Raw genomic sequence first — 17742 nt, 5'->3', positions numbered from 1 at the left:
TGCCGCAGTGGGATGCCGGATGCTGCGCCGCAGCCCATTGGAACAGCGCGCGCTGGCCTCTGCTCAAGCAGGCGAAGCGCTTCGCCATGCCCTGTCTGTTCCGCCTGCCGTCTTCGTGAACGCCAATCAGGATCGGATCGCTGGCGCCGCAGCGGCTTTTTCGCCGCGCCACCCTCGCATCGCGCCAGCGCCGGCCGCACTGGCGCGTTACGCGCCGAGTCCGGCGCGCGCGGGCGTGCTGCGTGAAGCGCGCGCCGGTGCATCTGCCGCCGTGGAGCGCCGCCTGCAAAGCATGCTGGCGGCCAACATGCTTTGCATGGAACGCCAGGTCCACACTCAGGTGATCCATGAAATTAGCCATGGAAGCCAGACCCATGAGCAATTGCGCAAGGTCGTTGGCGATACGCTGTTCTCGCCAAAAACGATGGCCCAATTGGTTGAACGGATCGATGGGGCGATCGCGCGCCGCAGCGCCATCGAACGGTACCGGCGGGGAGGTCGCTGATGCTGGAAATGGCGAAAATCATCGTGTACGAAACGCGCGAGGAAATCCCGGTCATGTACAACCCGACCGAGCTGTCGCTCAACAAGACCGTGCTGGTGCAGGGGGAGGGGGCGCATATTCAGTTTCAACGGGTCAACAGTGACGACTTGACCGTGTCGCTGTTTTTCGACACCTATGAGCGCCAGCTCGACGTGCGCAGCAAGACCAACCGGATCGTCGCGCTGACCGTGCCCAGCGTCGGTACCAACGAGAGGAAAGAGCCGCCGGTGCTTATCTTTACGTGGTCGGGCCCGTTGTTTACAGGCATCATCGTCAAGCTGGACCAGAAATTCACGATGTTCCTCAGTTCCGGCATCCCCGTGCGCGCCGAACTGACAGTCACCTTCAAGGCCGTGCTCACCGAACAGGAAGAGCTGAGTTCGCGCGGGTATTTCAATTGCCGCCAGCTGTGGCAAGTCAAGCAAGGAGACCGTCTGGACCTGATCGCGCAAGCGACCCTGGGCGACCCGACGCTGTGGCGCCTGATTGCCGTCTCCAACGGCATCGGCGAGCCGCTTAATTTTCCACAGACCAAGGACATCGGTCGCGCGCTGGTCATTCCCGACATCCACGTCGGCGCGGGAGCGGCCAATGCCTAGCGTACTGACCGGCGCATTCAGAATGTTGAGGAACCGCTGCGCCTTGCCCGGCGCAGTCATGGCGGCCATCAGCGATGTGAGCGTCCAGGATGAAATCAGCGTACCGTCGATGTTCAGCTTTACTTTCCACATCGGGGGCGCAAACGGCGGCTTCGAAGGCGTCGATTTGGACCTGTTCAAGCCTGGCGACGAAATCACCATTTTCATGGGCATCGGCAGCGCGCGACAATTGATCAGCGGTGATATCACGGCGATCGAACCGAGCTTTAGCACCAGTTCGGCGAGCGCGACGATCCGCGGCTTCGACCGCATGTACTGGCTCAAGTTCGGCACCCGCGTTAAAAGCTACGAAATGCTCAGCGATAGCGAGATCGTCGTCGATGTGGCAAAGACGTCCGGCCTGCCCGTCACGCCGCAGGGCAGTGCGGACACGATCAACGCCTACGTCTTGCAGGACAATATTTCGAACTACCAGTTCCTGCTCGATCGCTGCCGGCACTTGGACTACGAGCTGCTCATGGCCGGCACCACCCTGGTCTTTCGTCCCTGCGCCGAAGGGCTGGGCGCCCTCAGGACGCTGGCCTACCCGCGCGACCTGGGCTCGGTTGATCTAAATTTGAAATTACCCACCTCCGGCGCCAGCGTGACGGCCATCGGCTATGACGCCGAGACGAACACGATCATCACCGCCGTGGCCGAGACGCCGAGCCAGCAGGACAAGATGGGCGGGCAGCAAACCGGCTACCAGGCGGCTGCCCGCTTCCCCGACTCCGGCGTGACGATCGAGTGCCCCAATATTAGCGACCCGGCGGCGCTGCAGGCCGTGGCTGAGGCGCGTTACCAGGAGCTGCTCAAGGACTTCATCGAGGGCCAGGCCAGCCTGGCCGGAGATAGCGCCCTGGTCGCCGGTGTCAACGTCAAGTTCAGCGGCTTGAGCGCGCGCTTCGACGGCACGTATTACATCACTTCGAGCACCCACCGCTACGACGAGAGCACAGGATACCAATGCGAGATTCGGGTGCGAAGGACGGGCCTGTAATGGCGGCGCGCGCGGCGGGTGTCACGCTGGGCAGCGTGAGCGATGTCGCCGATCCGAAAGGATTGGGGCGCATCCGTGTGAAATTTGCGCTTACCGGGCAGCTGGTCGAGACCGACTGGGTCCAGATCCTGAGCATGTTTGCCGGTACCGATTGTGGGGCCTTTTTCTTGCCGCAGCCAGGCGACAGCGCGTTGCTGGCGTTCGCCAATGGGGATTCGGGCAAGCCATACGTGATGGGCTTTCTCTGGAACGGCGTGCAAAAGCCCCCCGTGACCGCGCCGCAGCAGCAACAGGTGAGGATGATCAAAACCAAACTTGGAAAGACCATCCTGATCGACGATTCCGAGCAGGGCAGGATCACGATCGTCGACGAAAAAGACAATCGGATCGACATCGATTCGGCCCACAACACGATCAGCATCGCCAGCCAGGGTGACTTGACGATCAGCGCCAAGGGCAAGCTCACCATCAGCGCCGACCAGGTGCTGGTACAAAATACGGCGGGCAGCGTGAAGGTCGAACTGACTGCCGCCGGCATGACCGTCGATGGGGCGGACAATCTCGCCTTGAAGGCGACTATGATCGATTTGAACTAGGCGATGGGTATGGGAATGGGAGCCGCCAAGATGGGCGATACAATTGTCAACAGCGCCGATATCCACATCGTGCTCGTGCCCAATCCGGGCGGGGCGCAGCCAACGGAGCAACCCTTCCCCTTCAATGGCAAGATCGGCGCGAACACCAGCCCGAATGTGCGTATCAATGGCCACCCGGCGGCGACCGTCGGCTCGCTAGCGAGCAACCTGCCGCCGCATATTCCTGCGGACGGCGTGTTCAAGCAGCCTCCCACCAATCTGGGAAAAGTCGTGCTAGGTAGTACCTCTGTGCGTATCAATCGCAAGGGTGCCGCGCGCGCCGGCGATCTTTGCGAAACCTGCCACGACGTTCCGCCGGGCGGTGCCCAGGCGCCCGCGCCGGCCGTGCAGGTGGCCGGCGCGAGCAACGTGAGGATGGGGTAGCGATGGCCACCGGCAGTGATTATCTCGGCCGGGGCTGGGCATTTCCTGTGCAAGCGGGCGGTGGCGCGGTGCTGATGGCCGCGGCGGCGGGCAGCATCGCCGAAGCCATCCTGATCATATTGCAGACCGTGCCTGGCGAGCGCGTGATGCTGCCTGGTTTTGGCTGCCGCATCAACGAGCTCGTGTTCGCTGAAAACAATGCGACCACGGCTAGCCTGGCGCAACTCTATGTCAAGCAGGGGCTCGAGCGCTGGGAGCCGCGCATCGCGGTCAGCGGCGTGACCGCGCAGGCCGACCCAGGCCAGGCGAACTGCCTGCAGATCGTGGTCGACTATGTCATCCGCGCGCGCAACCAGCCGGCCAATCTCGTTTATCCATTTTTTCTTAAATAGGCAAGGACTCAGTTATGGACAATAGTTTGATCGACGTACGGATCGCCGATATGAAGAACAGCCTCGCTTCGGGACAGGAGCAGCTACGCATCCACGATGAGAAGAAACGCGAATTGCAGGCGACCATGTTGCGCATCAGTGGCGCCATCCAGGCGCTCGAAGAGCTCAAGCGCGATTTGGCCGTGCATGCGCAGGACGGGAACTGACGCAATGAACGCGCCTACGCTCGACTTTCGCGACGCCGCGCAATTTTATGCGCAGGCGCTGACGCTGGCGCAGGCCTACGTGCCGCAATGGAGCGGCGACTGGCCCGATGCGATTCCGTCGGAGCTGGATGTGGAGCGCGATCCCGGACTGGTCCTGCTCCATCTTTTCGCCAACCTGGCCGCCTATACCGCCGGCATTGAGAACGAAATACCGGAGCAGCGCCGGCGCGATTTTTTTCAGTTCATGAATATGCAGCTGCGCGCGCCGCTCGCGGCGCAAGCACCTTTGCATTTCCGCTTGAAGGCGGGACAAGCGCCGCAAGCGGTGCCGACGCAATGCGCCGTCTTGTCGGCCGCGCGGCAGGACATCCGCTTCCAGACCAATGCGCCGCTGCAGGTACTGCCAGCCGAGCTGTGCGCGGCGCTGAGCGTGATGCCAGCGCAGGACCGGTTCATCGATGTGTTGGCAGGACTGCGGGCCGGGCCGGGCGATGTGCCTGTCTTCGTGGCAGGACAGGCGTCCGATCCGGCCGAGCGTCCGCTTGGCCACTGGTTCATCATGGGGGACCCAGCCCTGTTCAAGCCGGACGATGCGCTGCAAAGCGTGACGATCACCCTGGTGGGAAAGCAGCTATTTCCAGAATATTTCGCCAACTGGTACGACGGCGCGCTCACGCCGCTTGACGCCGAGCTGAGCGGTGTACCCGGCGAGCAGGAGCTTGTCGTCACGCTCACGAAGAACCCGCAGGCGGCGGCGCTGACGATAGCGCAATTGGCGCAGGCGCTGCATGCTACCGACGGGGCGTCCCCGACGGTAGTGCATGATCAGGCGCAATACTGGCTGCTGGTCAAGCCCGCGCGCCAGGTGAAAGTGTTGCGCACCCTCATGCAGCAGCTGCCTGTGGTCACGGGCGTGCGCTGTACTTTCAGGGGAAAGACGATCTTGCCGCAGCAGGCTGCGCATGACCTTGTGCTACTCGACATTGCCAACGGCGTCTTTCCGTTTGGCGAAACGCCGCAGCAGAACGATGCCTTCTACCTGCGCTCCGATAGTGTGTTCGCCAAAACTGGCGCGCTGGTGACGATCAACTTCAAGCTGACGACGCTGGCGCGCACTTTTCCCGTGCGGCTGGTCTGGCAATTCTGGGATGGGCGGCAGTGGGAAAGTTTCAACGAAACGAGCACCGATGCAACCACCCATCAGTTTGCAGATACGAGCAATAATTTCCAGAGCGAGAATGCGGACGGCCCCACCGCGATCCAGTTCGCATGCCCCCGCATGGGCCGCTGCACGGTGGCCGGTGCGGCCGGCCTATGGATACGCTGCAAAATTGCCGAAGGTGGTTACGGGAAGCTGGGCGGCATTGCGGCGGACGGCGTGGGCGATACGATAGGCGCCATTCCCGACAGCATACTCACAGTGGAACAAAAGAATAGCGTCAGCCATTACCTCGATGCTGTCGCCGGTGTCAATTTTTCGTACACGATCACGCACAGCAACTACTTCCCGCCGTTCATCGAGTCGGCTTCTATCGATTACAGCTACGCCGCCCAGCCGCAAAGCTTCTGGAGCGATAATGCGTTTGCCCTGCGCCGTTTCCTGTACAGCCCCTTCAAGCCCGTCGAGGACGTCTTTCCGGGTTTCTATTTTGCATTTGCGCCAGCCGGGTTCGCTGAAAAAAGCGTGGGCCAGAAGCTGACACTGTATTTTCATCTTGCCCAGGAGCAGGCGCAGCCCGGACGCGGCCTGGAGTGGGAATATCACGACGGCCAGGCGTGGCAGGCGCTCCTCGTGGACGATGGCAGTTACGCACTGAGCCGCTCTGGCGTGGTGGCTTTCACCATTCCGGCGGCCATGAAGGCGGCCGATTTGTTTTCACAGACAGCCTACTGGTTTCGTATCATTCATCGCCACGTCGAGCACACCATCGGCTTGCTCGGCATCTATCCGAATACCGTCATGGCCTCGAACGTCACCACCATCTCGGATCAGGTGCTTGGATCGAGCAATGCGCAACAAGGCCAGAAATTTACCCTGAACGCCACGCCGGTGCTGCCGACACTGGTGCTGAAGGTGATCGAGCCTAGTGGCTTTGTCACTGCGGCGACCGTGGACGAGGATGGGCCGGCAGGTGTAGCGGACTCAACCGCGGAAGACGTGCCGCGCGTGTGGAGCCGGGTCGACACCTTCGCCTTCAGCCGTCCGACCGACCGCTCCTATACGCTCGACTACCAGAACGGCATTGTGACGTTTGGCGATGGCGTCAACGGCATGATTCCTCCGTCCGGCCATAATAATGTACTGGCATTTAGTTATGACACTACCCAGGGCCTGGCGGGCAATGTGCCGGCCGGGGAATTGACGGTGCTGCGTCCCGGGATCGCCAATATTGCCGGGGTCTCCAATCCGGCACCGGCCGCCGGCGGCGTTGGCTGCGCTAGCGTCGCCGAGCTGGCTGCGACCAGTCCGGCCTTGATACGCGCGGGCGGCGTGGCCGTGCAGCTGGAGGACTTCACGGCGCTGGCTGCTGCGGCCAGCGCCCAGGTGGCTCAGGCGCGTGCCATTGAAACACCGGACCACCGGATTCGCATCGCCCTGCTGGCCAAGAGTGCCGATGCGCGACCCTACGCCGGCGTGGCGCTGCTCGAACACGTCGCCTCGCAGCTTAAGTCAGCTTGTCTTGCACCGCTGGCCGAGCGCATCACGACCGAATCGGCCGCTTTCATTCCGGTGACAGTAACGGCGCAGTTGTCAGTCGCAGTCGCTGCCGATCAGTTGCTCGCGCTGCAAGAGCATATCTGCGCCGAGCTCAGGGCATGGCTCCATCCCGTCTCCGGCGGCCCATCCGGCCAGGGTTGGACTTTTGGCCAGGCGGTGTTGGCTTCGGCCGCCCACGTCTGGCTGCACCGGATTCCCGCAGTCAAGGCCGTGCTCAGCCTGAGCCTGAACGGCCGCCAGGATGGTGAGGTCGTGCTGGCGCCGAATGAATTGCCCGTCGCCGGCAGCATGCTGGTCCACCTTTCCTTGGCCTAGTACACATGTCTTTCGAACTGCCCAATCTTGACCGGAAAAGCTACCAGAAGCTGTTGGCAGAGATGATCCGCCGGATACCGCAATACACCCGGCAATGGACCAACTATAACGATTCCGATCCGGGCATCACCTTGCTGCAATTGCTGGCCTGGCTGGACGAATCACTGCTCTATCAGGCCAATGCCATCCCCCTGGCGACCCAGGAGAATTACCTGCGATGGGTCCTCGGGCTCGCCTTGAGCGACAACACAACGGCCTATGCCAGCGCCGCGGTCACCGACAACGACTTTGCCTTCCTGGACCTGCAGCAAGTGCTCGCGGCGCTGGAGCAGGGGCCACCGTTGAGCAAAGCAAGCTTGCAACAGCATGTGCTGCACTATATTGCGCAACCGTATATGGCCTTGAGCCTGTCCTCGGTCGAGCAGCTTGCCATGCAGACCAATCTATATATCGCGCAACAGGCCGCGGCCGGCGCAGCGACGCCTCTGCTGGTGCGTCGCGTTCATGCGCGCGACGCGGAGTTTGCCAGTACCGCGTATATACTCAGCAACGCCAAGGCGCAGTATCAATATCCGCCATACCCGAACCCGACGCCGGCTGCCGGCAGCACCTCCTTGCGCAAATGCTTGATGTTCGTCGCCGGCGATGGTGCCGCCGAAAGCGTCTTGCTCACCCAGGTCGGCACGTTCCTGGCGCCGCGCGTCATTGCGGGCAGCCGGGTCGCGGTGCGCACGGTCCAGTACACCGACATCAACCTGGCGCTGGAGGTCGTATGCGCACCCAACACCCGCCTTGATCTCACCTTGGCCTTGCTGTTCGGGCGCCTTTTCACGTTCTTCCTGCCCTGCGAGGGCGGGGCCGACGGCAAGGGGTGGCCGTATGGAGACGCCCCGGCCGAAGCGGCCATCGGCGAGTTTGTACTTGCCGCAGAGGGCATCGACCGGATCGCGCGGATGGACTTCAATTTTATTCCCACCATGCAGCTCGGCATCATGGCCACGCTCGGCGTCAACGCCCAGTTGGCCGACTTGCCGGGCGGTGCGCCGGGCATGTTCTACCAGGGCCTGCCGCGCTTGCGCTGCCTTGACGTCACGGCAAGGAGCCAGGCATGAGCGATTCCTCGCGCTACCTGCGTTTTCTTCCTGCCGTCTACAGTACCAACCAGCCGCCGTTCCTGGCCCAGTACCTGAAGATTTTCGAAAAAATTCTGAGCGGCATAGACGACAGCGAGCTCGGTGGTCGCAAAGGCATCCATGAATTGCTTGCCGCAGACGTGATCGGCAACCTGTTCTACCCGCGCCTGAGCTTTCTATTCGAGTCCGACGAGACCGGTTTCATTCCTCCCATCTTGGACCCGAAGCTTGAATCGGCACGGCTCGCTGCACTCGATGCCTATCTTGACGTGCCGAACCCGCCAGATCCCATGGCCGGCCATGTTGCGGGCGACCCCGATGCGCCCGCTTCCGACGATGCGATCACGTCATGGCTGGACGAGTTCCTGATCTGGCTGGGTAGCTGGGTGGGCCTGGTCGTCGATCAGGCCTGGGATATCGACAAGAAACGCACGGTCATCGCGCAGATCATGGCCCTGTACCGCATGCGCGGCACCCTCCAGGGCCTGAGCATGCTGGTCAATTTACTGCTTGACCTGCCGGCCACGATCAGCGGCCTGCAATATGACGAATCGGGAGGAACTACCTCGATCAGTGGCCAGGTGTCGGTCAGTTTTAGCGCGCCCGATGCAGGCGACATCATGGTGAGCGACACGCCGGCCACAGCCTTCGTTTTGCGCGACAGCGTCGGCGTCGGCGCGCCGGTAGTGTCAGGTCATCTACCATGGCTGTTCACGGTGCAAATTATCCTGCCCAATGCGAATGATTCGAGCTTCTTTCTGACCCAGGAAAATACCACCCAGATCGCCTCGCTTTACCAGCAACTCGGACGGCTGCTGGCCACGATGAAACCGGCCGCTACGTGTTTCACCCTCACTCTCATCCCCAGCATGCAATTGAACTTGAACTCCCCCAGCTACGCATCTCAGCTGGGCCTCAATACTCTACTCGGTGTACAAGGAATCGCAACATGAGTACTGTTATCCCGAATACTGTCATCCCGAGCGATATCGCCGAGCACTTGAACTATCAGGACGGCATGTTCCTCACCTCGGCCTACATGAGCTTGGAACATGATTATTTCAGCAATTGGTTGCAGTTGCAGAACCAGTACCTGTACACGCCGGGGGTGCTGGCCGGAATGGAAGTGAGCCTACAACCGGGCGCTACGCTGGCGGTCAGCCAGGGTGTCGCCTTCGACCCGCTCGGCCATTTTCTGATCCTGCCGGGCGACGCCACGCCACTGACTGTACCGTCGAATGCGAGCAATCCGATGTACGTTTACGCGCTCTATCCCGATAACAGCCAGGCCACAAGCGATGTGATCGATGAGTCGGCCGGCGTCTACATCGATGCGACGGTGCCTGCAAACGGCGTGCCGCTCGCCCTAATCGAAATCGGTACCAAAAATCCCATGGTTAAAGTGACCGACGTTCGCACTCCCGTGAGGAGCCGCTTGCCAGCCATGTTGACCGCGCTGAACCAAAGCCTGCAAGGCACCGTGTCGGTCCAGCCGGGTTCTGATGCCTGCACCAGCGTTACTGTCGACTACCTGCCGTCGCAAGCGCGCGCATTCGACCGGCCGCCGCTGGTGACGGTATCGGTCCAGGGCGCCGTGCCGTATGCGACTGCCGTCCATGCCGAGACGGACAAATTCGTCGTCACCCTGCTGGCGCTGATGCCGGCCCAGCCCGGTGCGGCCGAGCTGGCCCTGCACTGGGTCGCCCTCGCCAACACGTCCAATTGAGATAGCCATGAGCAAATTGCGAATCGAACGCCCTCACTATTTTGCTGGCGAAGCCTTGCTGACCGAGGACTTTCGCTGTGAGCAGCAATACCAGATGGACATGCTGGCGGCAAGAAATGCCAGCCTGTATTTGCACGGCATTTCCCAGGGGCTCGAGGTGTCGTACTCGACCATGTCGAATGGCGAATCAGCACCCCAGCTGGAAGTAACGCCAGGCATGGCGATCGATGCCTTGGGCCGCCAGATCATCCTAGTCGAGCCGGCCATCGTGGCACTGGCGGAGCTGGAGACCGGAGTCAACTATTTCATCACGATCAATTACCATGAAGTCTATGCCGATTTGAGCGACGCCAGCGGCACGGCAGGCTACAAGCGCATCGTGCAACAACCGCAGATCCAGTGTTTGCGCAATCTCGACCAGCACGGCCTGTTCATCATGTTGGCCGCCATCACACTGACCAAGCAGCGCAACATTGATAATTTGCACTACCGATCGGGACGCAACGAGCGCCGCTATGTGGGAAGCAGTGTGGGGTCGGTCAATTTCATCACCGAAGGCGCGGGAGTGGGGGCCGATTTGCCGACGGCACCGACGAATGCCGTCAGCACCCGGCTGTTGACCGATTACGCCAGCATCAGCGCCAGGCGCGAGGGCGGCGAGGGCAGCGACTATTTTCTGCAATTCGATGCCCCGCTCGGACGGTTTACCGGTTCGCTCACGATACGCCACAATGTCGGCATCGGCACCGACCAGCCGCTCGCCAATCTGCAGGTCGATGCCGTCACCTTCAAGGGAAAGGGCACGATCTCCTGGAACGGGCAGAAAGTGTCTTTCACGGACCCGCCCATGCCTTTCCTGCAGTCCGGCGACCAGCTCATCCCTACTACCCCGCTCGGGTATAAAACAGTCGCCGCAGGCACGGTGAAGACGAGCGATCCGAGCGCCGGCCAGGTGAGCATGGACAAGGGTTTCATACCCGGCACCATTGCCGAGAAGGACGGCTGGGGCTACACCTACAAGCGCTCGACGTTGGCGCGCTTCACGCAGGGGAGCGCAAGTGGAAGCGTGTTCCAGGTCAATCTGGACGGGTCAGTCGGGCTGGGCGTGCAAGCACCGGTTGGTGGCGAGCTAGGTCGGAATGCGCTGACAATCGACGCCAATGGCAATGTCGGCATTGGATTGGACGCCGATCCGCCTAGTGCCGCTCTGGACGTCAGGGGGCAGATCCGCGCTGATAGCCTGGTCGTCTCGGACAGTATCAAGGCGCGCAGTTTCGAGGGCAATGGTTCAAAGCTTCAGGGGCTGGCCAAGTTCAGCTTCTGGACCAAGGAGTTACCGGGCTCGGAGATTAGCAATCTGTACTACGAGCGAGGCAAAGTCGGGGTGCTCGACACCAACCCGCGCGCTTCACTGAGTGTGGGCGGAGGCAGTGCCTTTATCGGTAGCGGCGTCATCACCTCGGTGTCCAGTACCTGGGTGCCAAGTACGACCGTGGTTGGCTACAACACCCGGTTTGTGGACCAGATCAATCCGGGCGACCTGATCACCATTGGCACCCTCAACGAGCAGCAGGCCACGCTCGCCGCCACGCCGCTAAGCGACACGACGTTGACGCTATTGACGCCATTCGACATTCCCGTCGTTGACTCACCGTATAACTACCGCAGCGCCGGCAGCAACGTCGAGATGACGGGCGCAGGTACGATCAGCAGCAACGGCACGGCGATCACGGGGGTGGGCAGCAGTTTTACGGACATGACTGTCGGGGCTGTCTTAGTGATTCCACGTTTCACACCGAACGCCATGATCGAACAGGCCCAGTGCGTCGCCCAGGTCACCAGCGACACCGAGCTGACCTTGATGGGCGAATTCACCGGCACTGTCAGCAAGCTGCCATTTCGCTATCTGACGGCAACCGGTGCTCTAGGGGATGGAGCGGGCACAATCAGTATTGATCCCGCCAATCTGACTATTGTGAAAGGAAACGGCACAACATTCTTTAGTGCATTCACCAATGCGCCGCAGTTGGTGGGCGCCGTCTTGCTGACCTGCCCGGTGACAGCGTCGACAATGCAGAGCGTGCGCGTTAAGTCGATCCAGAACCAGACCCAACTGACGCTGCTTTCGCCGTTGCCAACTCTACCGAATTTCGCGGCAAGCTCGGCCTATATGATCAGTTCAGGTTTGCTGGGGAAATTCAAGGCTAACGACGCCAATGGAATCGCTTCATCGGACACTAAAACCATGCTGCCGCCGGCCATGCTGCTGGTCTACAACGCCGGCGCGGACAACCCCAACACGGTGGCCATCAATGTGGAACAGGACGCCGTCGATCCGCAGTATGCCTTGCAGGTGAATGGTTCGGTCTCATTCAATGGCTTACTCAAAACGAATCCCGTGCAGCCGCCGGCCATGCTAGTTGCCTATAACGTTGGCGCGGGCAATGCCAACACGGTGGCGATCAATGTGGAAGCGGACGCCTTCGATCCGCAGTATGCACTGCAGGTAAGCGGTCCGGTCAGTTTCGACGGCACCATCGACATGCTTGACTTGACGGTCGATTCGATGCTGGCGACGCGGTCGATTGCCGTTGGCGGAACCACGTTTGGCAGTGACGAGGTGCTCTTGAGTGTGACGTCGCCGACGGCTGCCGCGCCGGACTTGCTGCTCGTCTCGCCCACTAATGTTCAGCTCGGACAGGTCGCTGGCATCGGTGGCGCCACGCTCAAAGTGAGCGGCGATATAGCCGTGAGCGGCGATCTGCAGGCTGCCACATTGTCCGGTATAGGCGGCACCGTGCTTGATGTGACCGGCGACGTAACGGTGAAAGGAAATCTGCAAGCCGAGACACTGTCCGGCATTGCCGGCGCTGCGCTCGACGTGAACGGCGACTTGACGGTAGCCGGCAAGCTAGAGGCCGCCACATTGTCTGGCATCGGCGGCGCCTCGCTAGCGGTGAACGGCAATATGGAGGTCACCACGCTATCGGTCGGAAGTGGCAACGTTGACTCCCACAGCACGCTGTTTAGTGTGGTGCCGTCGAATTTGGTATCAGAATCGGAACCTATACTGACCGTCACATCGCTTGGTGTTTCTATCGGGCCGGCGCCAAGTCTCGACGGCCTTGTGCTGACCGTGAACGGCGACGTTGCGGCAAGTGGCAATGTGCAGGCGGCAACGTTGACCGGCAATATCATTGGATTGCCGTCCCCCCTAGTCCTAACGAATGACTTCTATACCGACACAGCGACTACCGACGGTTTGGTGATCGCGACCCCTTGGTTGGACGCTCTCGCCGACGGGGGAGGGTTCCCAGGTGTATTGACGGGTACGACTAAAAATAGCGAAGGAGTGCAAACCAGTATATTGCAGGTGTCAGCCGGCTATGCAATGGTGGATTTCGGAGACAGAAATATAGCCCCCTTTCCCATCATAAGCACCCTGATCATGCCAGTGAGGAGCGGAGAGACATGGGAACTTACGTTCGCAAGTTGTGGCCCAGCGGTGAATTCACAGGGAGCGGAGGCGCCTTTTTCATGGGTGCCAATTGGCGCCCCACCCACGTCTCCTTCAATTATACCGTTAGAGCCAGGGCCGGTCATTCCGCCAGAGACAATGATCAAGGCTGCGATCGCCGTGCGCACCGCTTTCCAGAATCCCCCGGCGGCATCCCCGGAGGAGAACGTCCCACCAGCGTCGCCCAGCGAGGCAACGAGCGGGTCTGAATCTTCGGCAACGCCCCCCACATGAACACGGTTGCGGCAGATCGTGCCCGATTCCCACGCCAAGCAAATGATCGTGTGCTTGCGAGGTTTGACCGGATAGGCACGCGCCTATTTTTGGCCGCTGCGTTGAGCTCATGAATAGCCTGGCCTGCAGCCCCTATAACGACAACGACGGCCTGCTGCTCGACCTGCGCGCGCTGGCCGAAGCCATGATCGAGCGCGCCTTGTTGACGCGCGAACGCGCTGCGAACGTGCCGGCCATGCCACACGGCGAAGACACGCTCGATCGCCTGTTCCGCCAGGCCAGCCGGATGGAAGCGGCTGGCGCCGGCGTGGCCGAGGAAGCCGGCCGTCTCGGCGCCACGATCGAGCAGCATTGGCAACTGCTCGGCGCCCGGGCCGCGGCAACGATGGAAGCGCAAGTCTTCATTCCGTGGATCCATCTGTGCGCGCTGTTCAATCTGGGCCGTCCGCAGCGGACGATTCTGTTGTTCGCTTTGCTCAGCGAGCTCGAATGGCGCTACGGGGCCATTGTGTGTGCGCTAGGCGCAGCCGACGGCGCTGAAACAAGCGAGCATTGGATCGACTTGGCCGGTCTCGCATCACTGCTTGGCACCGGGGCGGCCGTACGCACGGGCTTGCAGCAATGCCTCACAGCCGATGCCGCCTTGCGGTACTGGGATTTGATCGTACTGGCGCCGCACACCAATCTTGCCGGCCTTGACGGAGGCTTTCGATTGAGTGCTCCCCTAGCCGCCTACTTGCTGGCGCAGTCGGCGCCGCGTCTTTGTCTTGAGCGACCACTGATCAGCCTCAAGAGCGCGCTGGCGCTCGATGCGCACCTGGTCGACGATCAGACAGGCGGGCAGCTAGCGCGCTTCATCGCGCAGTGCGGCCCGGAGCGCGCGCGCGCAGCCACCCATCTCCTGCAGCTGCAGGGGCAGGATCTACATCTCCTACGCAGCCTGTGCGCGGCAAGCTTCGCACCGATGGGCATGGAATGCGTCGAGCTCGACGGCAAGGAAATCTGGCAAGCCTACCTGAACGGGCAAAAGAGCCGCCCTGCCTTGCTCACGCGTCTGCGTCAGCTGTGCCGTGATGCGCTTTTGTGCAACCGCATTTTCGTTCTGCTGCACTGCCACTGGCTCGGCACCCAGGATGGCGCCGACGACGACCTGCTTGACGACGTCATGCTTACCTTATTCGAGAGCCAGCCCTACCTGGTGGTCTTGAACGGCCCAGCCCGGCGCTTGTCCGATCTGGCCTTCCGCTATGGCCGGCACGATGTGGCTGCCGTGCTGATCAGAGTACCCGCGCCAGACAGCCGTTTGCGCCGCGCCATTTGGCAGCGCCATGCGGACGGCTTCGGTGTGGATATCTGTGCTGCCTTGCTTGACAAGTTGGTCGCCCACTACCTGTTCACGGAGGAGCAGGTAGTGCTGGCGCTCAAGGATACAGCCAGCCGGCGCTTGCTGAAGCCAGAAAACGGCGATGTCGACGAGTTGTTGATCGACGCATGCCGCGCACAGAGCAACCGCGAGCAAATGAGTGTGGCGCAGGAAGTCAAAACTACTTATCGCTTCAGCGATATCGTGTTGCCAGAGATAACTCGGCAATGGTTGCTAGAAGTGCTGCAATACGCGCAGCAACGCCACCAGGTGATCGAGGAATGGGGATTTAACAGCAAGAACGACCATGGCAGTAATCTGTGCATCTTGTTTTACGGTCCCTCAGGCACCGGCAAAACGATGGCGGCCTCGATCGTCGCAAATGAACTCGGTCTGGGGCTCTACAGGATCGATTTGGCCAATATTGTGAGCAAGTACATCGGCGAGACTGAGAAGCATCTTGCGCAGTTGTTCGACCAGGCCGAGGCAATGAACGTCGTGCTCTTTTTTGACGAAGCCGAGAGCCTGTTTTCGAAGCGCACTGAGACGAAAGACGCGCAGGACCGCTATGCCAACCTGCAAACAGGTTATTTGCTCCAGCGGATAGAGAGCTACACGGGGATTGTCATCCTGTCGACCAATTTGATGGCCAATATTGACAAGGCATTCACGCGGCGCTTCAAGTTCATGATCGAGTATCCGTTCCCCGGCACTGTGCAGCGCTTGCAATTGTGGCGCAAGGCATTTCCCGCCGCCGTGCCTTTGGATGATGACCTCGATTTCGTCCTGCTGGCCGAACGTGCAGTCCTCAGCGGCGCCAGCATCAATAGTATTGCCGTGGGTGCCGCCTTCCTCGCCGCTGCCGAGCAGCGGCCGGTGGGGCAGCAGCATTTGCTTAAAGCGACAGAACGGGAATTTCGCAAGCTCGGCAAGGTGTTTTCTCCGGACGAGTTCCGCTGGAGCGATGATGCCTAGCGTGGAGCGAGGGCGTACGGCGGCCGCACATCGACATGTCATGGGGGGAGTGGAAAATGGAATATGAACCATTCAAGCGTAAGCCGGCTCTGCAAGTGGCGCCATGCGTGCACGGCGCATCTGCCGTGGTGCAACGGCGCATTGAGTACGGCGGGACCACCATGGAGAGCCTGCACTATGCGCGTAGGCCGGCCGGTCTGCCCAATCGACCGGGGGAGGCAGCGCTTGCACTGCCGGAAGGCGCAGCCGCGCCGAGAGGGGCCGGCTTGGCCATGCCAGGTCGGCTCCGGCAGGGTATCGAATCGCTCTCCGGCATGTCGATGAAACACGTCAAGGTGCATTACAACGCCTCGCAGCCGACGCAGTACCGTGCTCACGCCTATGCCCAGGGCAGCCATATCTACCTGGCGCCGGGGCAAGAAATGCATTTGCCGCATGAAGCGTGGCATGTGGTGCAGCAGGCGCAAGGACGGGTGGCGCCGACAGCGAGGACCCACGGCGTTGCAGTCAATACTGATCAAAGTTTGGAACATGAGGCCGATCGGATGGGAGCGAGGGCTGCACAGGACGCGCACGGTGGGCCGGGAGCAAGGCAGGCGGCAAGGCCCCTGCAATTTTCGCATGTGGGCGAGGGGACGGTACAGCGCAGAGAAAAAACGATAAATGCAACGGCAAAAACGCAGAGTGGCCAGACATCGTCGGTGACGTTTACCAGCGGTAAATTTGAATTTGCCCCTAAAACCAGGCCAAATGTATATGCGGAGGTCGGGCTGAAGATGGAAGCGAACTTATATCAGGAAAGCCCGATTGTGGGTACACCGGTGGGAATAGGATGGCTTTGGATGGATGAACTGAAGGCACGCGTGCGAGGTACGAGAGTGATCCGGGGCCATCTTCTGAATCATGACCTTGGTGGACCTGGCTTGCCTTACAACCTGTTTCCAATATCGAACGCCGCAAATCAAGAGCATTCACAAAAAGTGGAACAGAAAGTGAAAGGACTACTGTATGGAACGACGGCGAAGAGGGACGCTTTCAACAACCTGGCAACGGATACGAAGGTGTATTACGAAGTCGAAGTCAAAAATCAAAAGGATGATTTGTTAACAGCCGATTTTGCGTGTAAATGGTACGTGTCCGATCCTCAAGGCAATAATAAGACGCTGGAAGGAACGGAAACGATCAGTTCAGACTTAAAAAATTCATCGGGCTACGCTCCCAGCAAGCATTCGCAGCCGGTGCCGGCTTCTTGGAGTAAAGGCAAGAAGCAAAGCACCAAGGGTTCTCCTAATGGTATCGACTTTGAATCCCCCTTTACAGAACCTTCTACTGCGGGAGGAGCGACCTACGTTGGCGTTAAAGAAGGGACGGAATTTAAAGAAAAACCGGCTTGGGTCGATGAATTGCTACGGTTTGACATCTATGCGGATCAAGCGAAAGAAGTCGTTGATGCGTGGGTCAAGTCCCAGAAAAAATCGTACGAAGTAGACGATATCAACAACGCGCTTAATATTGCGATTAAAGGTGTCCCGACAGTAGTTCATCCAAAGAGAGGGGCGGCGGACCGACAACGCAAGCACGGGGCGAACGGAAAAGGAACGGTGGCAGGAACAAAATTCGAACCCATCACAGCGACATTTGGCACACATACGGAGAGGATGGACGACAAATTGGCAAAAATAAAACGCGATAGGGACTTCAAAAAGGGCCTGGTTCAGGCGTGCGAGGACATGTTGGCCGAAGCAGAGGATCAACTCGAGGACCCGACATGATGCGTTCATTTGCGTATCAGGCCTATTGGGTACGCGCATTGTCGTCTGCGTGGCTCCCGTTGTGCCGTGTGTGCCCTGTGCAGCCTTCGCACCCATCTGATCTGCCTCACGATCCACGCCGGGATCACCTTGATGGCAACGCCGTGGATCCTCGCCGTCGGCACCATCTGTCCCTGGGCCTGCTGCGCC

General features: G+C 60.4%; 14 protein-coding genes. All 14 read left to right on the top strand.

Features of this window, described 5'->3' with window-relative positions:
• Positions 1–505, top strand: a 505-nt coding sequence (locus ACO0LM_RS01500; RefSeq protein ID WP_423033645.1) for a hypothetical protein, incomplete at its 5' end; no start/stop codon positions are given.
• The gene (locus tag ACO0LM_RS01495; protein ID WP_423033643.1) at positions 505–1143 is read left to right on the top strand and encodes a peptidoglycan-binding protein LysM; all 639 of its coding nucleotides are present in this window, start codon (positions 505–507) and stop codon (positions 1141–1143) included. The genes ACO0LM_RS01500 and ACO0LM_RS01495, both read left to right, overlap by 1 nt.
• A gap of 58 nt (positions 1144–1201) precedes the next feature.
• Positions 1202–2182, top strand: a complete 981-nt coding sequence (locus ACO0LM_RS01490; RefSeq protein WP_423033641.1) for a phage late control D family protein — start codon at positions 1202–1204, stop codon at positions 2180–2182.
• Positions 2182–2778 (top strand): phage baseplate assembly protein V, encoded by a 597-nt coding sequence (locus ACO0LM_RS01485; protein ID WP_423033639.1) that lies wholly within the window; start codon positions 2182–2184, stop codon positions 2776–2778. The genes ACO0LM_RS01490 and ACO0LM_RS01485 overlap by 1 nt, the downstream gene beginning before the upstream one ends.
• A 30-nt stretch (positions 2779–2808) precedes the next feature.
• Positions 2809–3201 carry a PAAR domain-containing protein gene (locus ACO0LM_RS01480; protein WP_423033637.1) on the top strand — a complete coding sequence of 131 codons (393 nt, stop codon included), beginning with the start codon at positions 2809–2811 and terminating at the stop codon, positions 3199–3201.
• A 2-nt stretch (positions 3202–3203) separates the two neighbouring features.
• Entirely contained in the window at positions 3204–3593 is a 390-nt protein-coding gene (locus tag ACO0LM_RS01475) for a GPW/gp25 family protein (protein ID WP_423033635.1), read from the top strand.
• A gap of 14 nt (positions 3594–3607) precedes the next feature.
• Positions 3608–3799 (top strand): hypothetical protein, encoded by a 192-nt coding sequence (locus tag ACO0LM_RS01470; protein WP_423033633.1) that lies wholly within the window; start codon positions 3608–3610, stop codon positions 3797–3799.
• Between the two features lie 4 nt (positions 3800–3803).
• On the top strand, positions 3804–6833 hold the full coding sequence (locus ACO0LM_RS01465) for a hypothetical protein (RefSeq protein WP_423033631.1): 3030 nt from the start codon (positions 3804–3806) through the stop codon (positions 6831–6833).
• Positions 6834–6838: 5 nt separating this feature from the next.
• Positions 6839–7945, top strand: a complete 1107-nt coding sequence (locus tag ACO0LM_RS01460; RefSeq protein WP_423033629.1) for a hypothetical protein — start codon at positions 6839–6841, stop codon at positions 7943–7945.
• Complete coding sequence (locus ACO0LM_RS01455) at positions 7942–8919, top strand: phage tail protein (RefSeq protein WP_423033627.1); 978 nt, start codon at positions 7942–7944, stop codon at positions 8917–8919. The genes ACO0LM_RS01460 and ACO0LM_RS01455 overlap by 4 nt, the downstream gene beginning before the upstream one ends.
• On the top strand, positions 8916–9692 hold the full coding sequence (locus tag ACO0LM_RS01450; protein ID WP_423033625.1) for a hypothetical protein: 777 nt from the start codon (positions 8916–8918) through the stop codon (positions 9690–9692). The genes ACO0LM_RS01455 and ACO0LM_RS01450 overlap by 4 nt, the downstream gene beginning before the upstream one ends.
• Before the next feature lie 7 nt (positions 9693–9699).
• Positions 9700–13443 (top strand): hypothetical protein, encoded by a 3744-nt coding sequence (locus ACO0LM_RS01445; protein WP_423033623.1) that lies wholly within the window; start codon positions 9700–9702, stop codon positions 13441–13443.
• Positions 13444–13552: 109 nt separating this feature from the next.
• Positions 13553–15781, top strand: coding sequence for an ATP-binding protein (locus tag ACO0LM_RS01440; protein ID WP_423033621.1), 2229 nt, complete (start codon positions 13553–13555; stop codon positions 15779–15781).
• 56 nt (positions 15782–15837) lie between these two features.
• Entirely contained in the window at positions 15838–17553 is a 1716-nt protein-coding gene (locus ACO0LM_RS01435; protein WP_423033619.1) for a DUF4157 domain-containing protein, read from the top strand.
• Positions 17554–17742 lie beyond the last annotated feature (189 nt).

Origin of the sequence: Undibacterium sp. Di26W, from assembly GCF_049340265.1 — a bacterium.
Classification (GTDB): domain Bacteria; phylum Pseudomonadota; class Gammaproteobacteria; order Burkholderiales; family Burkholderiaceae_D; genus Undibacterium.
This window is presented reverse-complemented; position numbering and strand designations above follow the sequence as displayed.

Excerpts from the sequence above, each read along its gene's own strand:
- ACO0LM_RS01490 (WP_423033641.1), top strand. The coding sequence starts at position 1,202 with ATGGCGGCCATCAGCGATGTGAGCGTCCAGGATGAAATCAGCGTACCG.
- ACO0LM_RS01435 (WP_423033619.1), top strand. The coding sequence starts at position 15,838 with ATGGAATATGAACCATTCAAGCGTAAGCCGGCTCTGCAAGTGGCGCCA.
- ACO0LM_RS01440 (WP_423033621.1), top strand. The coding sequence starts at position 13,553 with ATGAATAGCCTGGCCTGCAGCCCCTATAACGACAACGACGGCCTGCTG.
- ACO0LM_RS01450 (WP_423033625.1), top strand. The coding sequence starts at position 8,916 with ATGAGTACTGTTATCCCGAATACTGTCATCCCGAGCGATATCGCCGAG.
- ACO0LM_RS01455 (WP_423033627.1), top strand. The coding sequence starts at position 7,942 with ATGAGCGATTCCTCGCGCTACCTGCGTTTTCTTCCTGCCGTCTACAGT.
- ACO0LM_RS01475 (WP_423033635.1), top strand. The coding sequence starts at position 3,204 with ATGGCCACCGGCAGTGATTATCTCGGCCGGGGCTGGGCATTTCCTGTG.
- ACO0LM_RS01470 (WP_423033633.1), top strand. The coding sequence starts at position 3,608 with ATGGACAATAGTTTGATCGACGTACGGATCGCCGATATGAAGAACAGC.
- ACO0LM_RS01460 (WP_423033629.1), top strand. The coding sequence starts at position 6,839 with ATGTCTTTCGAACTGCCCAATCTTGACCGGAAAAGCTACCAGAAGCTG.
- ACO0LM_RS01445 (WP_423033623.1), top strand. The coding sequence starts at position 9,700 with ATGAGCAAATTGCGAATCGAACGCCCTCACTATTTTGCTGGCGAAGCC.
- ACO0LM_RS01485 (WP_423033639.1), top strand. The coding sequence starts at position 2,182 with ATGGCGGCGCGCGCGGCGGGTGTCACGCTGGGCAGCGTGAGCGATGTC.
- ACO0LM_RS01465 (WP_423033631.1), top strand. The coding sequence starts at position 3,804 with ATGAACGCGCCTACGCTCGACTTTCGCGACGCCGCGCAATTTTATGCG.
- ACO0LM_RS01495 (WP_423033643.1), top strand. The coding sequence starts at position 505 with ATGCTGGAAATGGCGAAAATCATCGTGTACGAAACGCGCGAGGAAATC.
- ACO0LM_RS01480 (WP_423033637.1), top strand. The coding sequence starts at position 2,809 with ATGGGCGATACAATTGTCAACAGCGCCGATATCCACATCGTGCTCGTG.